14 protein-coding genes are annotated in these 16666 nt (G+C 66.3%); 9 read left to right on the top strand and 5 right to left on the bottom strand.

Annotation, left to right across the window (positions count from 1 at the left end; genetic code table 11):
* The first annotated feature begins 31 nt into the window (after nucleotides 1–31).
* From LFT49_RS10090 to LFT49_RS10080, 3 genes are read left to right on the top strand one after another with little or no spacing between them, the layout of a single operon-like run.
* Nucleotides 32–1000, top strand: coding sequence for an ABC transporter ATP-binding protein (locus LFT49_RS10090; RefSeq protein ID WP_236821944.1), 969 nt, complete (start codon nucleotides 32–34; stop codon nucleotides 998–1000).
* On the top strand, nucleotides 997–1764 hold the full coding sequence (locus LFT49_RS10085) for an ABC transporter permease (RefSeq protein ID WP_237430407.1): 768 nt from the start codon (nucleotides 997–999) through the stop codon (nucleotides 1762–1764). Before LFT49_RS10090 ends, LFT49_RS10085 begins: the two co-directional genes overlap by 4 nt.
* A gap of 7 nt (nucleotides 1765–1771) precedes the next feature.
* Nucleotides 1772–2734, top strand: coding sequence for a COX15/CtaA family protein (locus LFT49_RS10080; protein ID WP_237430406.1), 963 nt, complete (start codon nucleotides 1772–1774; stop codon nucleotides 2732–2734).
* 91 nt (nucleotides 2735–2825) lie between these two features.
* Here the strand turns inward: LFT49_RS10080 and LFT49_RS10075 are convergent, their stop codons facing one another.
* Both LFT49_RS10075 and LFT49_RS10070 read right to left on the bottom strand, forming a co-directional pair.
* Complete coding sequence (locus tag LFT49_RS10075) at nucleotides 2826–5096, bottom strand: SulP family inorganic anion transporter (protein ID WP_237430405.1); 2271 nt, start codon at nucleotides 5094–5096, stop codon at nucleotides 2826–2828.
* A 271-nt stretch (nucleotides 5097–5367) separates the two neighbouring features.
* Nucleotides 5368–6324: a heme o synthase gene (locus LFT49_RS10070; RefSeq protein WP_236821943.1), complete on the bottom strand. Its 957-nt coding sequence runs from the start codon at nucleotides 6322–6324 to the stop codon at nucleotides 5368–5370.
* A 519-nt stretch (nucleotides 6325–6843) separates the two neighbouring features.
* On the opposite strand from LFT49_RS10070, the gene tkt reads away from it, so the two are divergent.
* Genes tkt through pgl form a run of 6 tightly spaced genes read left to right on the top strand, consistent with a single transcriptional unit; the run spans nucleotide 6844 to nucleotide 15058 of the window.
* Nucleotides 6844–8961, top strand: coding sequence for a transketolase (gene tkt, locus LFT49_RS10065; protein ID WP_237430502.1), 2118 nt, complete (start codon nucleotides 6844–6846; stop codon nucleotides 8959–8961).
* A gap of 24 nt (nucleotides 8962–8985) precedes the next feature.
* Nucleotides 8986–10101 (top strand): transaldolase, encoded by a 1116-nt coding sequence (gene tal, locus LFT49_RS10060; protein WP_236802630.1) that lies wholly within the window; start codon nucleotides 8986–8988, stop codon nucleotides 10099–10101.
* Between the two features lie 5 nt (nucleotides 10102–10106).
* On the top strand, nucleotides 10107–11738 hold the full coding sequence (locus LFT49_RS10055; RefSeq protein ID WP_237430404.1) for a glucose-6-phosphate isomerase: 1632 nt from the start codon (nucleotides 10107–10109) through the stop codon (nucleotides 11736–11738).
* Nucleotides 11739–11752: 14 nt separating this feature from the next.
* A complete protein-coding gene (gene zwf / locus LFT49_RS10050; RefSeq protein ID WP_236802626.1) occupies nucleotides 11753–13312 on the top strand; it encodes a glucose-6-phosphate dehydrogenase in 1560 nt (519 codons plus the stop codon).
* Entirely contained in the window at nucleotides 13309–14250 is a 942-nt protein-coding gene (locus tag LFT49_RS10045) for a glucose-6-phosphate dehydrogenase assembly protein OpcA (protein ID WP_236802624.1), read from the top strand. The genes zwf and LFT49_RS10045 overlap by 4 nt, the downstream gene beginning before the upstream one ends.
* A gap of 37 nt (nucleotides 14251–14287) precedes the next feature.
* Nucleotides 14288–15058, top strand: coding sequence for a 6-phosphogluconolactonase (pgl, locus tag LFT49_RS10040; RefSeq protein WP_236802854.1), 771 nt, complete (start codon nucleotides 14288–14290; stop codon nucleotides 15056–15058).
* Here the strand turns inward: pgl and LFT49_RS10035 are convergent.
* The 3 genes from LFT49_RS10035 to tpiA form a co-directional block, all read right to left on the bottom strand.
* Nucleotides 15011–15406, bottom strand: a complete 396-nt coding sequence (locus tag LFT49_RS10035; protein ID WP_236821941.1) for an RNA polymerase-binding protein RbpA — start codon at nucleotides 15404–15406, stop codon at nucleotides 15011–15013. The genes pgl and LFT49_RS10035 overlap by 48 nt on opposite strands.
* Before the next feature lie 137 nt (nucleotides 15407–15543).
* A complete protein-coding gene (secG, locus tag LFT49_RS10030) occupies nucleotides 15544–15798 on the bottom strand; it encodes a preprotein translocase subunit SecG (protein ID WP_236802620.1) in 255 nt (84 codons plus the stop codon).
* A 48-nt stretch (nucleotides 15799–15846) separates the two neighbouring features.
* Nucleotides 15847–16662: a triose-phosphate isomerase gene (tpiA, locus tag LFT49_RS10025; RefSeq protein ID WP_236821940.1), complete on the bottom strand. Its 816-nt coding sequence runs from the start codon at nucleotides 16660–16662 to the stop codon at nucleotides 15847–15849.
* Nucleotides 16663–16666 lie beyond the last annotated feature (4 nt).

Genomic DNA, 16666 nt, shown 5'->3' with positions numbered 1-16666 from the left:
CGCTAAATACTACATCCCGTAGAATACTGTGGTGCGATCCCCCCAGTCCCCCGTCCTGTCCATTCATGGGCTCATCAAGGACGTTGGCCCCTTGTCCAGTATGGACGGCAAGATGCTTCGGGTAGTCAGCGGTGTTTCCCTCGTTGCCGAACGCGGCCAGGTAACTGCCCTGCTCGGCGCCAACGGTGCCGGGAAGACAACAACCCTCGAATGCGCTCAGGGCCTGCAGAAACGTACCGGCGGCAGCATTTCGCTGCTGGGCGAGGACCCCGCGACGGCCGGCGCCGGGCTGCGCTCCCGCGTAGGTGTGATGCTCCAGGACGGCGGCCTCCCGCCGTCGGCCAGGCCCCTGCCGCTTTTGCGGCACATCGCCGGGCTCTACGCCCGCCCCTGGCCGCTCGAGGACCTGGTGGGCCGCCTTGGCATCGATACCTTCAGCCGCACCAGCGTCCGCAGGCTGTCCGGAGGCCAGAAGCAGCGGCTGGCGCTTGCCGCCGCCCTCATCGGCAGGCCGGAAGTACTGTTCCTTGACGAGCCAAGCGCCGGCCTGGACCCGCAGTCCCGCCAACTCGTGTTCGACCTGATCGCGGAGCTGCGTGATGGCGGCATGGGCATCATCCTGACCACCCACCTCATGGATGACGCCCAGCGCCTGGCGGACTATGTCTACATAATCGACGGCGGCCGCAACGTGGCCGAAGGAACTGTCCAGGAACTGTTGCAGCGCAGCCCGGTCACCGAACACGGCGCAGACCACGTCCGGACGCTCGCGTTTGAAGCCCCGGCCGGACTGGACCTGGCCGCAGTGCTGCCGGACGACGTGGAATTTTCCGAAGCCCGTGCCGGCAGCTACACCGTGACCGGCGCGCTCACGCCGCGCCACCTGTCCGCGCTGGCGCAGTGGTGGGAAGCGAAGGGCATCATGCCGGCATCACTGAGCCTTGAGGCGCGTAGCCTTGAAGACGTCTTTTTGGACATTTCAGGAAAGGACATCCGATGAGCGGGGCAGCATTGCAGGAGACGCAGCAGCCGGCGTCCCTGGCGCGCCGCGTCCTGCTCCAGGGCAAATACGAGGCACTGACCATGCTGCGGAACGGCGAACAGCTGATCCTGGCAATCGTGCTCCCGCTGCTGGCACTGGTCGGCCTGACGGTGACCCCCTTCCTGGACGGCATGGGCTCCAGCCGCATCAACGTGGCCGTCCCGGGGATCCTGGCCCTGTGCGCCATGTCCACCGCCTTCACCGGGCAGGGCATCGCCACCGGTTTCGACCGCCGCTACGGCGTGCTCCGCTTCCTGTCCACCACTCCGCTGGGGCGGGGCGGCCTGATTGCCGGCAAGGTCCTTTCAGTCCTGGCCGTTTTGTGCATCCAGGTGGTGGTGGTGGGCCTTGTCGCCTTGGCCCTCGGCTGGCAGCCGACGGCGGCGGGCTGGTTCCCGGGGCTGGCCCTGCTTGCGCTGGGCGCGGCGGCGTTCACGGCGCTGGGGCTGCTGGTGGCCGGGACGGTCCGGCCGGAAGCCACGCTGGCCATCACCAACCTTTTGTGGATCCTTTTGGGAGCCATGGGCGGGATTGTGATCCCGGCCGAAAGGCTGCCTGCGGCCGCGCAAGCGGTTGTGCACTTCCTGCCTTCCGGCGCCTTGGGTGAATCGATGCGCGCCGCCTTCCTGGGCGGGGCCGTGAACGGCGGCGCCGCCCTTATCCTGCTGCTCTGGACGGTTATTGCCGGGGCTGCAGCCATCCGTTGGTTCAAGTGGAATTGAGATAATCGTGTCCACGGCTTCACGCCTTCCCCAGCTCGCCGGCCGCCTGGCCTCGCGGCTCCCACGCACCGTGGACGTCCGCATCCGCCGGCTCGCCGTAGCGTCCCTGATCGGCCAGACGCTTTTGGTGGTCACCGGCGGCGCCGTCCGGTTGACCGCATCAGGCCTGGGCTGCCCCACGTGGCCTCGCTGCACCTCCGACTCGATTGTGAACACCCCGGAAATGGGCATCCACGGCTTCATCGAGTTCGGGAACCGGCTCCTGACCTTCGCGCTGGCTGCCGTGGCCGCCCTCATGCTGGTGTACCTGTGGAACCTGCGGAAGGAACGCAAGGACCTTTTCCTGCTGGCCCTCGGACTGCTCGCCAGCATTCCGGCGCAAGCGGTGATTGGCGGCATCACAGTCCTTACCAACCTCAACCCGTGGGTGGTGGGCCTGCACTTCCTCGTGTCGATGGCCCTCGTGGTGTTCGCCACCCTGCTGGTGAACCGCGCGTTCGGCCGCACCGGCCGCTTCCTTGCTGCCCGGCCCCCCGCACTGCCTGCCGTGCTGCGTCCGGTGACGGCCGCCGTCGCCCTTTTCTCCGCCGTCGCCGTGATGCTCGGCGTGGTGGTCACCGGCGCCGGTCCGCACGCCGGCGACGCCGATGCCCCCCGCAACAACCTGGACTGGGACCTGTTCTCCCACATCCACGCGGTTCCCGCCTATCTGGTCACCGCCGGTACCGTGGTGGCCCTGGTACTGGTCTTCAGGCGCCGCATCACCGGCCCGTTCCGCACCGCCGTGCTGATGCTCCTGGGCGTCACCATCCTCCAGGCCATCATCGGCTTCACGCAGTACTACAACGGCATCCCGGCGCTGCTGGTTGCCGCCCACATGCTTGGCGCGGCGCTGCTGATGGCCGCGTCCACCAACGCCTGCGACATCGCCCACTCCAGCGCGGTGGAGACGCGCAGTTCCGTAAGGTAAACCGCTGCAATACGCTGCCCCCCGCGACAGATGGCAGGCGCCCCGGACCGTTTGGGCCGGGGCGCCTGCCGTTTAACGGCTGCAGCCTGAGCTACCGGTCGGCCAGGGCCCGACCCTGCACCCCGGCGTCGAAGGATCCGTCCAGGTCCTCGATGCCGTCGGCCGTGATGCGCAGGACCTTCGCCGTGGCAATGTCGTAGAAGAGTCCTACGGCCTGCACCTTTCCGGCCGCCAGCGCCGGCCCGGCCACCGGATGCTCCTGCAACTTGGCCAGCTGTACAGCCACGTTGACCATCGCCAGCTGGTCCACGGTACTGTAGCCGTCTTGCGCGGCCTGCCTGCCCACCGGATGTCCGGCCAGGAGTTCCGCGTAGCTGGGGCGGGCGTGGTCCAGCCAGCCTGCGAATGCCGTGCCGAGGGAGCTGTTGTCAGCACCGTCAGCCTCTGCGAGCACCGCCTTCATGGCGCCGCAGTTGGAATGGCCGCAAATGACCAGGGACTGTACGCCAAGGCCGTTGACGGCAAAGGAAAGGGTGGCGTCGATCGAAGCCTCCTGGCCCGCGTCCCTGCATACCACGTTGCCAATGTTGCGCAGGGTGAGCAGGTCCCCCGGGCCGCTGCTGGTGATCAGGTTTGGATTGACGCGGGAATCCACACAGGCCACGAACAGGCTGTCCGGATTCTGCGCATCCGTCAGGTCATGGACAAGTGGGCGCACCTGGTGGGCGAACCGGCGGTGGTATTTATTGATACCCACCAGCAGCGGCACCTTGCGGGGCGGAAGGGGCAGTTCGGTGGCGTCCTCGCGCCGGGGAGCCTGGCGCGCAGCGTCCTGAAACACGGTGTTGCCATGCTCTTCAAGGATCACCGTGGCGCCCGTGGCCTGGTGCTGGAGCTGCCAGGCGAGCAGGGCCTCACGGAACGAGTGGTCCACATAGTCGGCGTTCAGCTCCACCACCACGTCGGCGCCGGCGGGAACAGACTGGAGGACTCCGCTCAGCTTCGGCAGCGCGAAGAAGCTGCACGAGCCGGCGATGGTCACACGCCAGGGCGACGACGGTGCCGCGGGGCGGTGCGCGCGGATGGGGGTGCGCAGGACGCGCCAGAGGACATGGGCAGCGGCGAGGACCAGGCCGATCATCACCCCTTCGAGCAGGTTCAGGAACACCACGCACACCAGGGTCACCGCATAGATGGCCAGGTCCCCGGTCCGATGGCTGGTGCGGATGTCCGCCAGCTTGATCAGCCGCGCGCCGATCACCACCAGCAAACCGGCCAGGACCGCCAGCGGGATCAACTGGATCAGTCCGGCAAAGAGGGCCGAAAACGCGAGGACCCACACGCCGTGCAGGATTGCGGACATGCGGGTGGCGGCGCCGGCCTCCACGTTGGTGGCGCTGCGGACTATGACGCCCGTCACGGGCAACCCGCCGAGTGAGCCCGAAACGATGTTCGCGGCGCCCTGGCCAATGAGCTCCCGGTTGAGATTGGTCCGGGGGCCGGTCTGCATCTTGTCTACGGCCACGGCGGACAGGAGGGATTCGATGCTCGCGATCAGGGCCATGGTGAGCACTGCGAAGGCGAAGGCGCGCCAGTTCCCGTCAGGCAGTCGCGGCAGTGCGATGGCGTCAAAGATGGAGCCGCCCAGGGAAATGCGCTCAACACCTGGGGCAAAGGCCACGGCCAGTGCGGTGCCTGCAGTGACCGCGGCAAGGGGGCCGGGCACACGCCGGACAGCGGCCGGCAGGAACTTCCAGCACAGGAGGATGGCCACGACGGCCAGACCCAGCAGGGCGGCATGCAGTTCCAGGTTGGTGATGGCCGCAGGCAAGGCCGTGAGGTTTTCGAATGCAGATCCGGCGGGCTCGGATCCGAGCAGCACGTGCAGCTGCTGCAGGATGATGGTGACGCCGATGCCCGCCAGCATGGCTTTGACCACCACGGGCGAGACGGCAAGGGCCGCGCGCCCCACCCGGCTGATCCCCAGGAGGAGCTGCACGACGCCGGCCGCTGCCGTGATGGCGCAGGTCACCTGCCAGCCGAATTCCTGAACCAGGCCGGCCACGACGACGGTCAGGCCGGCCGCAGGTCCGCTCACCTGCAGCGGAGAACCGCCAAGGCTTCCGGCCACGACTCCGCCAACGGCGGCGGCGATGAGGCCGGCCATGATGGGCGCCCCCGATGCTGCTGCAATGCCCAGGGAGAGCGGGAGGGCCACAAGGAACACCACCAGGGATGCCGGCAGGTCTTTGCTTAGGTGCGCAGTGAACAGGCGGCCGGCGAACGTGAAGCGGCGGCCGCCTCCCTTGCCACCCGGCGGGCTGTGGCTGGGAGCGGGAACGGTGGAGGGACGGGCATCCATGGAATTTCCTTTGCGTCAGGGGAAGGGGCAGCTCCACCGTAAGCAGCAGGTCATCCTCAATGACAGCGAAAGTGATAGATATGACAAAAATGTCAAATCGTTCGCCGAGGCAACGGAATTAGGGCTCTATGGCTTCGCGCAGGGCCGGGCAGGACGAGCGGCGGCACGCGATGAACCATCAGCCCGACTGGGGGGCGGGTCCGGTTAAACAGAGCAGCGGCCCCACACGAAGTGTGAAGCCGCTGGTCCAGTCCGGGCTGGGATGGCAGGGCTAGCCGATGATGGCATGCCCAATGAAGGGGTCCACCGCCAGGGCGATGAACAGCAGCGTCAGGTAGCTGATGGAGCCATGGAACACCTTCATGGCGCGCTTGTCAGGGATGTCCTCACGCTGGGCACGGCCGTACAGGGCGTGGGACTCATAGAGGAACCAGGCACCTGCAAGGATGGCGGTAAGGGTGTAGACCCAGCCGGCGCCGCCTGCCGGAATCATCAACAGCGAGCAGGCCACCATGGCCCAGGCATACAGGACCACCTGGACAGACACCACCTTGGCGCCGGCGATGGCGCCAAGCATGGGGACGTTGGCATTCCGGTAGTCCTCGCCGTAGCGCATGGACAGGGGCCAGTAGTGCGGCGGTGTCCACAGGAAGATCACCATGAACAGGATAACGGCCGGCCACTCCACGGAATTGGTCACGGCAGCCCACGCAATGAGCACCGGGAAGCAGCCCGCTGCGCCGCCCCACACAATGTTCTGCGCGGTGCGCCGCTTAAGGATCATGGTGTAGATGACCACGTAGAAGAAGATGGCTCCCAAGCCCAGCCAGGCTGACAGCGGATTGGCGCCGAACCAGAGGATGGCGATTGCGGCCGCGCCAAGCAGCCAGGAGAACACCAGTGCCTCGCGCGGGGTGACTTCACCGGTGACCAGGGGCCTGTTTTCCGTACGGTGCATCAGCTTGTCGATGTCACGGTCGATGTAGCAGTTGAAAGCTCCGGCACTGCCGGCGGCGAAGGCTCCACCCACCAGGGTGGCAAGGATCAGCCCGATGGACGGGAAGCCGCGCTCCGCATAGATCATGGTGGGCAGAGTACTCACCAGGAGCAGCTCGATGACCCTCGGCTTGGTGAGGGCGAGATACGCCTTGGCCTTACGGGCAAACCCGGCGCCGGAGGCCCGGGATGCTTTCAGCGGCGTATCTGTTGTGCTCACGGTGGCAGTCACCCGTTCTGTGTGGCAGTTTGAGGCTGGCAGTGCAGCTCCGGTCTTGCGGCCCGGGCCCGGGCACGGCACTAAGGAAGGAAATGCATCAGGTGCGTGCAACAGTCGGGAAACCCCGGACGGCGTTGGATATGCACACCCGGCGTTGGCCTCCGAATATCATACCGCGCCCGGGGCGCTGTCCCGGCCCTGCCATATGCGCATTTGATCGCTCGCGGGCCCATTCGAGCAGATTAACTCACGACGTCGTGATGGTGATTCACAAAAGGGGAAATTGCGTCCAAAACGTGAGATTTGGCCCGCCCGGAGTATGGATAAGAGCTAAGCTGTCACCAGATCAGCACGCAGCAAGAAAGCGGTGGAAAACGCATTCCCGCTGCTGTCCGTGACTGAATGCAAGGATCAACGTTTCGATGGTGGACGGCTGGTACACACCGCAGCGGGCGCCACACACGCGCCCTCAATCGGATCCGGTGTACCGCCGCCGCCAGCACAGAGAGGGGCCCGGTTTTCGTGCCACATTTGGAAGAGCAAGAACTGTCATGGACCAGCTTGGACCAGAAGGCGGTGGACACCATCCGCGTCCTGGCTGCCGACGCCGTGGAGAAGGTGGGCAATGGACACCCGGGAACCGCCATGAGCCTGGCACCGGCTGCCTACCTCCTCTTCCAGAAGCTGATGCGCCACGATCCGCGCGATCCGCAGTGGCTGGGCCGTGACCGGTTCGTCCTGTCCCCCGGCCACACATCGCTGACCCTTTACATCCAGCTGTTCCTCTCCGGCTACGGGCTGGAACTGAAGGACCTCGAAGCGCTGCGCACCTGGGGCTCGCTGACCCCCGGCCACCCGGAGTACAAGCACACCGCCGGCGTGGAGATCACCACCGGCCCGCTGGGCCAGGGCCTGGCATCATCGGTTGGCTTTGCGTACTCCCAGCGCCGCCAGCGTGGCCTGTTTGACGCCGACGCTCCGGCCGGCCAGTCGCCGTTCGACCACACCATCTGGGTCATCGCCTCCGACGGCGACCTCCAGGAAGGCGTTACCGCCGAAGCCTCGTCGCTGGCCGGGCACCAGGAACTGGGCAACCTTGTGGTCATCTACGACGAGAACCACATCTCCATCGAAGACAACACCGACATCGCCTTCACCGAGGACGTCCTGAAGCGTTACGAAGCCTACGGCTGGCACACCCAGCGCGTGGACTGGACCCGCACCGGCGAATACAAGGAAGACGTCCAGGAGCTCTACAGCGCCCTGCTGGCCGCCAAGGCCGAGACCTCCAAGCCGTCCATCATCTCGCTGCGCACCATTATTGGCTACCCGGCCCCCAAGAAGCAGAACACCGGAAAGATCCACGGCTCGGCCCTGGGCGGCGACGAGGTTGCAGCGCTGAAGGAAGTCCTCGGCTTCGACCCCGCCAAGTCCTTCGAGGTGGACCAGGAGGTCCTGGACCACGCCCGCCAGGTGGTGGAACGCGGCGCCGCAGAGCGCAAGGAATGGGAAGAGTCCTTCACCGCGTGGCAGGAAGCCAACCCCGAAGGTGCCGCACTCCTGCAGCGCCTCGAGGCGCAGGAGCTGCCCCAGGGCGTCGACGCAGCCCTCCCGGTCTTCCCGGCCGGCAAGGACGTCTCCACCCGCGCGGCATCGGGCAAGGTCCTGAATGCACTCGGCCCGGTCCTGCCCGAACTGTGGGGCGGTTCGGCCGACCTCGCGGAGTCCAACAACACCACCATCGAGGACTCGCCGTCCTTCGTGCCCGCCTCCAAGCAGACCGATGCATGGTCCGGCAACCCCTACGGCCGCGTCCTGCACTTCGGCATCCGCGAGCATGCTGCCGCCTCGATCGTGAACGGCATCACCCTGGCCGGCAACACCCGCGCGTTCTCCGGCACCTTCCTGATCTTCTCTGATTATCAGCGCCCTGCCATCCGCCTCGGCGCCCTGATGGGTGTGCCGTCCCTTTACGTCTGGACCCACGACTCCATCGGGCTGGGCGAGGACGGTCCCACGCACCAGCCGGTTGAGCAGCTCGCCTCGCTGCGCGCCATCGTGGGCCTGGACGTCGTCCGCCCCGGCGACGCCAACGAAGTGGCAGCGGCATGGAAGACGATGCTGGAAAACCACGCCAACCCCGCAGGCATCGTCCTGACCCGCCAGAACATTCCTACCTGGGAACGCGGCGAGGGCGACGCCGACGGCGACACCTTCGCATCCACCGCGGGTGTGGCAAAGGGCGGCTACGTCCTGGCCGAAGCATCCAAGGACGGCGCCACCGTTCCGGCCGACGTCATCCTGATCGCCACCGGTTCCGAGGTCCAGCTCGCAGTCCAGGCACGCGAAGCACTGCAGGCCGAAGGCATCGCAGCCCGCGTCGTGTCCATGCCGTGCGTTGAATGGTTCAAGAAGCAGGACGCCACCTACCGCGAATCCGTCCTGCCCGCCGCCGTCAAGGCACGCGTTTCGGTTGAAGCAGGACTGGCCCTGGGCTGGCGCGAATTCGTTGGCGACGCCGGCCGTTCCGTCAGCCTTGAGCACTACGGCGCTTCCGCCGACTACAAGCGGCTCTTCCAGGAGTTCGGCATCACGGCAGAAGCAGTTGCCGCCGCCGCCAAGGACTCCCTCGCCGCCACCCAGGCCTAAACCCAAACTTCAGGAGATACAGCAATGACTACTCCCACCCAACAGCTCTCCGACGCCGGAGTCTCCATCTGGCTCGACGACCTTTCCCGCGGACGCCTGGAGACCGGCACCCTCCGCAAGCTCATCGAGGAAAAGAACGTGGTTGGTGTGACCACCAACCCGTCGATCTTCCACGCAGCCATCACCGCCGGCACTGATTACGACCAGATCATTGCCGGCAAGGCGGCAGAAGGTGCCAGCGTGGAGGACACGATCTTCGAGATCACCACCACCGACGTCGCTGACGCCTGCGACCTGTTCGCCCCCGTTGCCGCCGCCACCAAGGGCGTGGACGGGCGCGTTTCCATCGAAGTGGACCCGCGCCTCGCCTGGGACACCGCGGGAACCATCGCCGAGGCCAAGCACCTCTCGCAGCGCGTCAATAGGGACAACGTCCACATCAAGATCCCGGCAACCATCGAGGGCCTCGAAGCCATCACGGCAACCCTGGCCGAAGGCATCAGCGTCAACGTGACCCTGATCTTCTCCCTGGAGCGCTACCGCGCGGTGATCAACGCCTTCCAGTCCGGACTGGAGCAGGCCAAGGAAAACGGCCACGACCTGTCCAAGATCCACTCCGTTGCCTCATTCTTCGTCTCCCGCGTGGACACCGAAATCGACAAGCGCCTCGACAAGATCGGCACCGACGAAGCCAAGGCCCTGAAAGGCAAGGCCGGTTTGGCAAACGCCCGCCTGGCCTACCAGGTCTATGAGGAGCTCTTCGCCACCGAGCGCTGGGCCCTGCTGGCCGACGCCGGCGCACTCCCCCAGCGCCCGCTGTGGGCCTCCACCGGCGTCAAGGACCCGGCGTACCCGGACACCCTGTACGTCACTGAACTGGTCGCGCCCGGCGTCGTGAACACCATGCCGGAGAAGACCCTGGACGCCACGTACGACCATGGCGTGGTCACCGGCGACACCGTCAGGGGCACCTACGATGACGCCAACGCCACGCTCGACGCCCTGGAAAAGCTTGGCGTGTCCTACAACGAGGTCGTCGCGCTGCTCGAAACCGAAGGCCTGGACAAGTTCGTGGCCAGCTGGAAAGAACTGCTGGCCGACGTCGAAGGCGCCCTCGCCTCTGCACGGAAGGCTTCCTAACACCCATGAGCACTCTCAGCTACGACGCCACCGGCGCGGCGCAGAAGGCGCTTGAACAGCACCTTCCCGCCCTCGTGGAGGACCGGATTGCCACGCGGATTTTTGCCAAGGACCACACGCTGTGGGGTCCCGACGCGGAGTCCGAGTCGGCAATCCGCCTCGGATGGGTGGAGGCAGCCACAGTCTCCCAGCCCTTGGTCAAGGACATTCTGGAACTCCGTGATGCCCTGCGCGCCGAAGGAGTCAGCCGGATCGTGCTTTGCGGCATGGGCGGATCCTCCCTGGCCCCCGAGGTCATCGCAGGCACCGCCGGCGTCGAGCTGACCGTGCTGGACAGCACTGACCCGGACCAGGTCAGGGCTGCCCTCGCGGACCGGCTGGCCCAGACCGCCATCGTGGTTTCGTCCAAGTCCGGATCCACCCTGGAGACCGATTCCCAGCGGCGCATCTTCGAACAGGCCTTCACCGAGGCGGGCGTGGACGCCAAGAGCCGGATCATCATTGTCACGGACCCGGGCTCGCCGTTGGACAAGGCCTCCCGGGAGGCCGGCTACCGGGCCGTCTTCAACGCCGACCCCAACGTCGGCGGCCGCTACTCCGCCCTGACCGCCTTCGGCCTGGTCCCCTCCGGCCTGGCCGGCGTGGACATCCAGGCCTTCCTGGACGAAGCCGAGGAAGCTGCGGAAATCCTCAACGATGACGCCCCTGAGAACATCGGGCTGGCCCTGGGCACGGCCTTGGGTGGAACCAGCCCGCTGCGGAACAAGATCATCATCGCCGAAGACGGCTCCGGCATTGTTGGCTTCGCCGACTGGGCCGAACAGCTTATTGCCGAATCGACCGGCAAGCTGGGCACCGGGATCCTTCCGGTAGTTGCGGGTCCCCAGGCGCCGGAAGTCACCTCCGGCGCGCCCGATGTCCTGGTGGTCCGGCTCGTGGCCGCAGACGCCGACGTCGAACTCGGCGAAAACCAGGTGGCCATCGCCGGTGGCCTGGCCACCCAGATGATGGTGTGGGAGTTCGCCACCGCCGTGGCCGGGCGCCTGCTGGGCATCAACCCCTTCGACCAGCCCGACGTCGAGGCCGCCAAGGTGGCTGCGCGCGGACTGCTGGACGCCCAGCCGGAACCCACACCGGCCGCCTTCGTTGACGGCGCCATTGAGGTGCGCGGAGGCGACTGGCTCGGCGACGCCGCCACAGCAGAAGGTGCCGTCAAGGCCCTGCTGGGTACGCTCGCCTCCGACAGCTACCTGAGCGTCCAGGCCTACTTCGACCGGCTCGCGTTCGCCGGGCTTGAGGGCATCCGTGACGAGCTGGCGGCGGCTACGGGCCGCCCGGTAACCTTTGGCTGGGGTCCGCGCTTCCTGCACTCCACCGGCCAGTTCCACAAGGGTGGACCGGCCATCGGCGTGTTTCTCCAGGTCACCGCAGCACCCGCCGAGGATCTGGCGATCCCGGACCGGCCGTTCACCTTCGGCGAGCTCATCGCCGCCCAGGCTGCAGGCGACGCCCAGGTACTGGGCGAACACGGCCGTCCCGTGCTGCGCCTCCACCTCACTGACCGTGCCGCCGGCGTGGCACAGCTGCAGGACATCGTCGCTGCACTGTCCACCCGCGCATCCGCAACCGAAAGCTAAGGCGCAAAAGCAACATGCCAGAAACTGAATACGGCCGGAAGGGCGCGGGCCGCCCGCGTAATCCGTTGCGTGATCCGCGGGACCGCCGTTTGAACCGGATTGCGGGTCCATCGTCGCTTGTGTTGTTTGGGGTGACGGGGGATCTTGCCCGGAAGAAACTGATGCCGGCGGTGTATGACTTGGCTAATCGTGGGTTGTTGCCGCCGAGTTTCGCGCTGGTGGGGTTCGCCCGGCGGGAGTGGGACAAGGAGGATTTCGCCGCTGAGGTGAAGGCCTCGGTCCAGGCCCACGCCCGGACGCCGTTTGATGAGGCGGTGTGGAACCAGCTCTCGGAGGGCATCCGGTTTGTCCAAGGCGAGTTCGACGACGACGCGGCATTCGAGCGGCTCGGCGAGACAATCAAGGAACTCGACGATGTCCGCGGCACCCGCGGGAACCACGCGTTCTACCTCTCGATCCCGCCCAAGGCGTTCGAGCAGGTCTGCCGGCAGCTGTCCAAGCATGGCCTGGCGCAGGCCGAGGGAGACAAGTGGCGGCGGGTGGTGATCGAGAAGCCGTTCGGGCATGACCTGGAATCGGCCCGGCAGCTGAACGACATTGTGGAGTCGGTGTTCCCTCCGGACGCGGTGTTCCGGATCGACCATTACCTGGGCAAGGAAACGGTGCAGAACATTCTGGCGCTGCGCTTTGCGAACCAGTTGTTCGAGCCGTTGTGGAACGCGAACTATGTGGACCATGTCCAGATCACTATGGCCGAGGACATCGGCACCGGCGGCCGGGCCGGGTATTACGACGGGGTCGGTGCGGCCCGGGACGTGATCCAAAACCATCTGCTGCAGTTGCTGGCGCTCACGGCGATGGAGGAGCCGATTTCGTTCAACGCCGATGACCTGCGCGCGGAGAAGGAAAAGGTCCTCGCCGCGGTCAAACTCCCCGAGGATTTGTCCACGCATTCGGCACGTGGGCAGTTCACCGGCGGGTGGCAGGGCGGGGAGCAGGTCCTGGGCTACCTGGAGGAGGAAGGCATCCCGGCGGACTCGACCACGGAAACCTACGCGGCAATACGGGTGGACATCCACACCAGACGCTGGTCCGGCGTGCCGTTCTACCTGCGTGCCGGCAAACGGCTGGGACGGCGGGTGACGGAGATCGCCGTGGTGTTCAAACGCGCCCCCAACCTGCTCTTCCGCGACCACGGGGAGGACGATTTCGGGCAGAACGCCGTGGTCATCAGGGTCCAGCCCGACGAGGGCGTGACCATCCGGTTCGGCTCCAAGGTCCCCGGCACCCAGATGGAAGTCCGGGACGTGACCATGGACTTCGGCTACGGGCACTCCTTCACCGAATCCAGTCCCGAAGCCTATGAGCGGTTGATCCTGGATGTGTTGCTGGGTGAGCCGCCGCTGTTCCCGCGGCATGAGGAAGTGGAGCTGTCCTGGAAGATCCTTGACCCGTTCGAGGAGTACTGGGCGTCGCTGGACGAGCAGCCCGAACCCTACGCCCCCGGTTCCTGGGGGCCCGCCAGCGCTGATGAGCTGCTGGCCCGTGACGGACGAACCTGGAGAAGGCCATGATCGTTAACCTGCCCGATACCACCACGTCCAAGGTCTCCAAGAAACTCATGGCCCTGCGCGAGCAGGGCGGGGTGATCGCCCTGGGCCGGGTCCTGACCCTGGTGGTCGTCACGAAATCGGGGCTGGAGGAAGAAGCGATCGAGGCCGCCAACGACGCCTCCCGCGAACACCCCTGCCGGATCATCGTGCTCGCCGACGCCGGGAAGGACGCAGCGGACCGGCTGGACGCCCAGATCCGGGTGGGCGGGGACGCCGGGGCCTCCGAGGTTATCGTGCTCCGCGGCTACGGCCAGCTCGCCCACGAAAGTGAGTCCCTGGTCGCCGCGCTGCTGCTCCCCGACGCACCCATTGTGGCCTGGTGGCCGCATGGCGCCCCGGAGAACGCGTGCGAGACCTCCATTGGAGCGATCGCCCACCGCCGGATCACCGACTCCGCGAACGAGCCCGATCCCCAGGCCGCGCTCGAACGGATCCACCGGACCTACAAGGCCGGCGACACCGATCTCGCCTGGACCCGCCTCACCAACTGGCGTATCCAACTCGCCGCCGCCCTGGATGAAGTGGACTCCTCCCCGGTGACGGCCGTTGCCGTCGAGGGTGCCTCGGACTCACCCTCCACCATCCTGCTCGCGGCCTGGCTCACCCTCACCCTGGACGCCCCGGTGACGATCGTGGCGGACCCGGCCGGAACCGGGATCCGGCGCGTCCGGCTCACCCGCCCGGGCGGCGACGTCCAGCTCTTCCGTCCGGGACTGTCCGTGGCGGAACTGACCCAGCCGGGCCAGCCGGCACAGCGGATCTCGCTCCCCCGCCGCAGCCTCCGCGACTGCCTCGCCGAAGAACTCCGCCGCCTGGACCCGGATGAAGTGTTTGGTGAAGTGATTACTATTGGACTGCCACGTACCAATCTAAGGAGCGTCCGACCCAGTGAGCGTTGACCCACGAGTGAGCATCCATCCTGATTCGTCCGTCCTCATGGCTGCGATCGCTGCACGCCTGATCACGAAGCTTGTCGATGTGCAGGACAAGTACGGCGAAGCCACCGTGGTGCTCACCGGGGGAACCGTGGGGATCGGCACGCTGAAGGCCGTTGCGGACTCACCTGCGGCACCCGCCGTCGACTGGTCCAAGGTGAACTTCTGGTGGGGTGACGAACGCTTTGTTGCTTCCGCCGATCCGGACCGCAACACGAAACAGGCATTTGATGCGTTGCTCTCGCATATTCCGGTGGACCCGGAACGTGTCCACTCCCCTGGTTCGTCTGACGATTTCGGCACTCCCGAGGAGGCCGCGGATGATTACGCCCGGCAACTGAGGGAAGCGGCAGCAGCCGAGCATGCGGCCGACATGTCCGACGACCGGCCAGAGGAACCGTCATCGCTCCCCCGGCTGGACGTGGTACTGCTCGGTGTTGGACCCGACGCCCACATTGCATCGCTCTTCCCGGAGCAGGCCGGGATACGGGAAAAGGGCCGCACGGTGGTGGGTGTCCGGAACTCCCCCAAGCCGCCGCCGCTGCGGATCTCCCTGACCCTTCCCGCCATCAACACGGCTTCCGAGGTGTGGATGGTGGTGGCCGGCGAGGACAAGGCCGGAGCAGTGGGGCTTGCCTTGGCTGGGGCCAACCCGGTGCAGGTGCCTGCCTCAGGCCCCCGCGGTACGTCCCGTACCCTGTGGTTGATTGACGAAAACGCAGCCTCACGTGTCCCGCAGCAGCTCGTCCGAAAGGACGCCGCGGGCGCGTAGCTTTTCCAGCGCTCCGGCCAGGACGTCTTCGGCGTCCTGGCCGGAGCGCCGTTCTTTAACGTATTCCAGGTGGCTCTTGTAGCCGTCGTCAAACAGATCGTCCGGAGCCGCCACGTGCCCGTCGCGGGTAGCAGGGCCGCCACATCGCCGGCAGTCCCACGTGCGGGGAATCTGGTCCTCCGGCATCTTCAGGAACACGGGCTGCGTCTCGTGGCCCTTGGCGCACCAGTACGACACCCTGATCCGGGGCAAGGCGCGCGAGGACGTGTCATTGGATTGAAGGCTGGACCCTGAGCCTGCTGTCACCCCGGCCCGGGTGCCGCGGAAGCCTGATGCTGGATGGACCATGGGAACTCCTGCTTCGAAGGGGACGCCGGCACCCGCAGCTTAAAAACAAAACTGTGGCTGCCGGTAACCGACAGCCACAGTTTAGATGTCAGGGCCGGGCGGCGGGAGTGCCGCAGGCCTCTATTCAGTTGCAGAGCTCAGGAGTCCCCGCCGCTGAACCGCATGATCAGGCCGAGTGCGATAATCACCAAGCCCCAGGTGACACCCAGGATGATGGTGAAGCGGTTGAGGTTACGTTCTGCCACGCCTGAAGAGCTGAGGCCTGAGCTCATGCCGCCGCCGAACATATCGGACAAGCCGCCGCCGCGTCCCTTGTGCAGGAGGATCAGCAGCGTCAGAAGGAGGCTGGTGATGCCCAGGAGGATCTGCAGAATGACATGAAGAACGTCCACGACGGCCTTTCAGAAGTTGGAATTGCGGGAGTGTGTGCCGGTTGCGGGCTAGTCCGCGACCAGGTGGCTCTCGAACCTGACAATATTAGCAAACTCCGCCGGGTCAAGGCTGGCGCCGCCCACCAGGAGGCCGTCCACGTCGCGCTCCTGCAGGATGGCAGCAGCGTTGTTGGCCTTGACGGAGCCGCCGTACAACAGGCGGGTCTTTGCGGCCACGTCGGCGCCAAAGAGGCTTTCGAGTTCTGCCCGGATGGCGGCACACATCTCCTGCGCGTCTTCCGGGCCGGCCACCTCGCCCGTGCCGATGGCCCAGACCGGCTCATAGGCAACCACCAGTTCGGCGGCCTGTTCGTTGGTCAGCCCGGCCACTCCGGCCCGGAGCTGCTGCAGCGTGTTTTCAACATGGGTTCCGGCCTGGCGGATCTCCAGGCCCTCGCCGACGCAGAGTACGGGGATGATGCCGTGCTTGAACGCGGCCTTGACCTTGGCGTTGACGACGTCGTCGGATTCGTTGTGGATAGTGCGGCGTTCGCTGTGGCCCACCAGGACGTACTTGCAGCCGAGCTTGCTCAGGAACTGGCCCGAGATGTCACCCGTATAGGCTCCGGAATCGAACTGCGAGAGGTCCTGGGCGCCGTAGGCGATCTGCAGGTCATCGCCCTGGACCAGGGTCTGCACGCCGCGGAGGTCGGTGAACGGCGGGAAGACGGCCACCTCAACGCGGCTGTAGTCGTGCTTGGCGTCGGAGAGGGTCCATGCCAGCTTCTGCAGAAGGGTGATGCCCTGCACGTGGTCCATGTTCATTTTCCAGTTGCCCGCGATGAAGGGCTTGCGGTCGAAAGCGCCGTTCGTTGACGTAGTCACGTAT

Origin of the sequence: Arthrobacter sp. FW306-06-A (assembly GCF_021870055.1) — a bacterium.
In the GTDB taxonomy this organism is placed as follows: Bacteria; Actinomycetota; Actinomycetes; order Actinomycetales; family Micrococcaceae; genus Arthrobacter.
Note: the sequence above shows the minus strand (reverse complement) of the source record. Positions and strands in the feature narration are given on the sequence as shown.

Excerpts from the sequence above, each read along its gene's own strand:
- tal (WP_236802630.1), top strand. The coding sequence starts at position 8,986 with ATGACTACTCCCACCCAACAGCTCTCCGACGCCGGAGTCTCCATCTGG.
- LFT49_RS10045 (WP_236802624.1), top strand. The coding sequence starts at position 13,309 with ATGATCGTTAACCTGCCCGATACCACCACGTCCAAGGTCTCCAAGAAA.
- pgl (WP_236802854.1), top strand. The coding sequence starts at position 14,288 with ATGGCTGCGATCGCTGCACGCCTGATCACGAAGCTTGTCGATGTGCAG.
- LFT49_RS10085 (WP_237430407.1), top strand. The coding sequence starts at position 997 with ATGAGCGGGGCAGCATTGCAGGAGACGCAGCAGCCGGCGTCCCTGGCG.
- LFT49_RS10055 (WP_237430404.1), top strand. The coding sequence starts at position 10,107 with ATGAGCACTCTCAGCTACGACGCCACCGGCGCGGCGCAGAAGGCGCTT.
- zwf (WP_236802626.1), top strand. The coding sequence starts at position 11,753 with ATGCCAGAAACTGAATACGGCCGGAAGGGCGCGGGCCGCCCGCGTAAT.
- LFT49_RS10075 (WP_237430405.1), bottom strand. The coding sequence starts at position 5,096 with ATGGATGCCCGTCCCTCCACCGTTCCCGCTCCCAGCCACAGCCCGCCG.
- LFT49_RS10035 (WP_236821941.1), bottom strand. The coding sequence starts at position 15,406 with ATGGTCCATCCAGCATCAGGCTTCCGCGGCACCCGGGCCGGGGTGACA.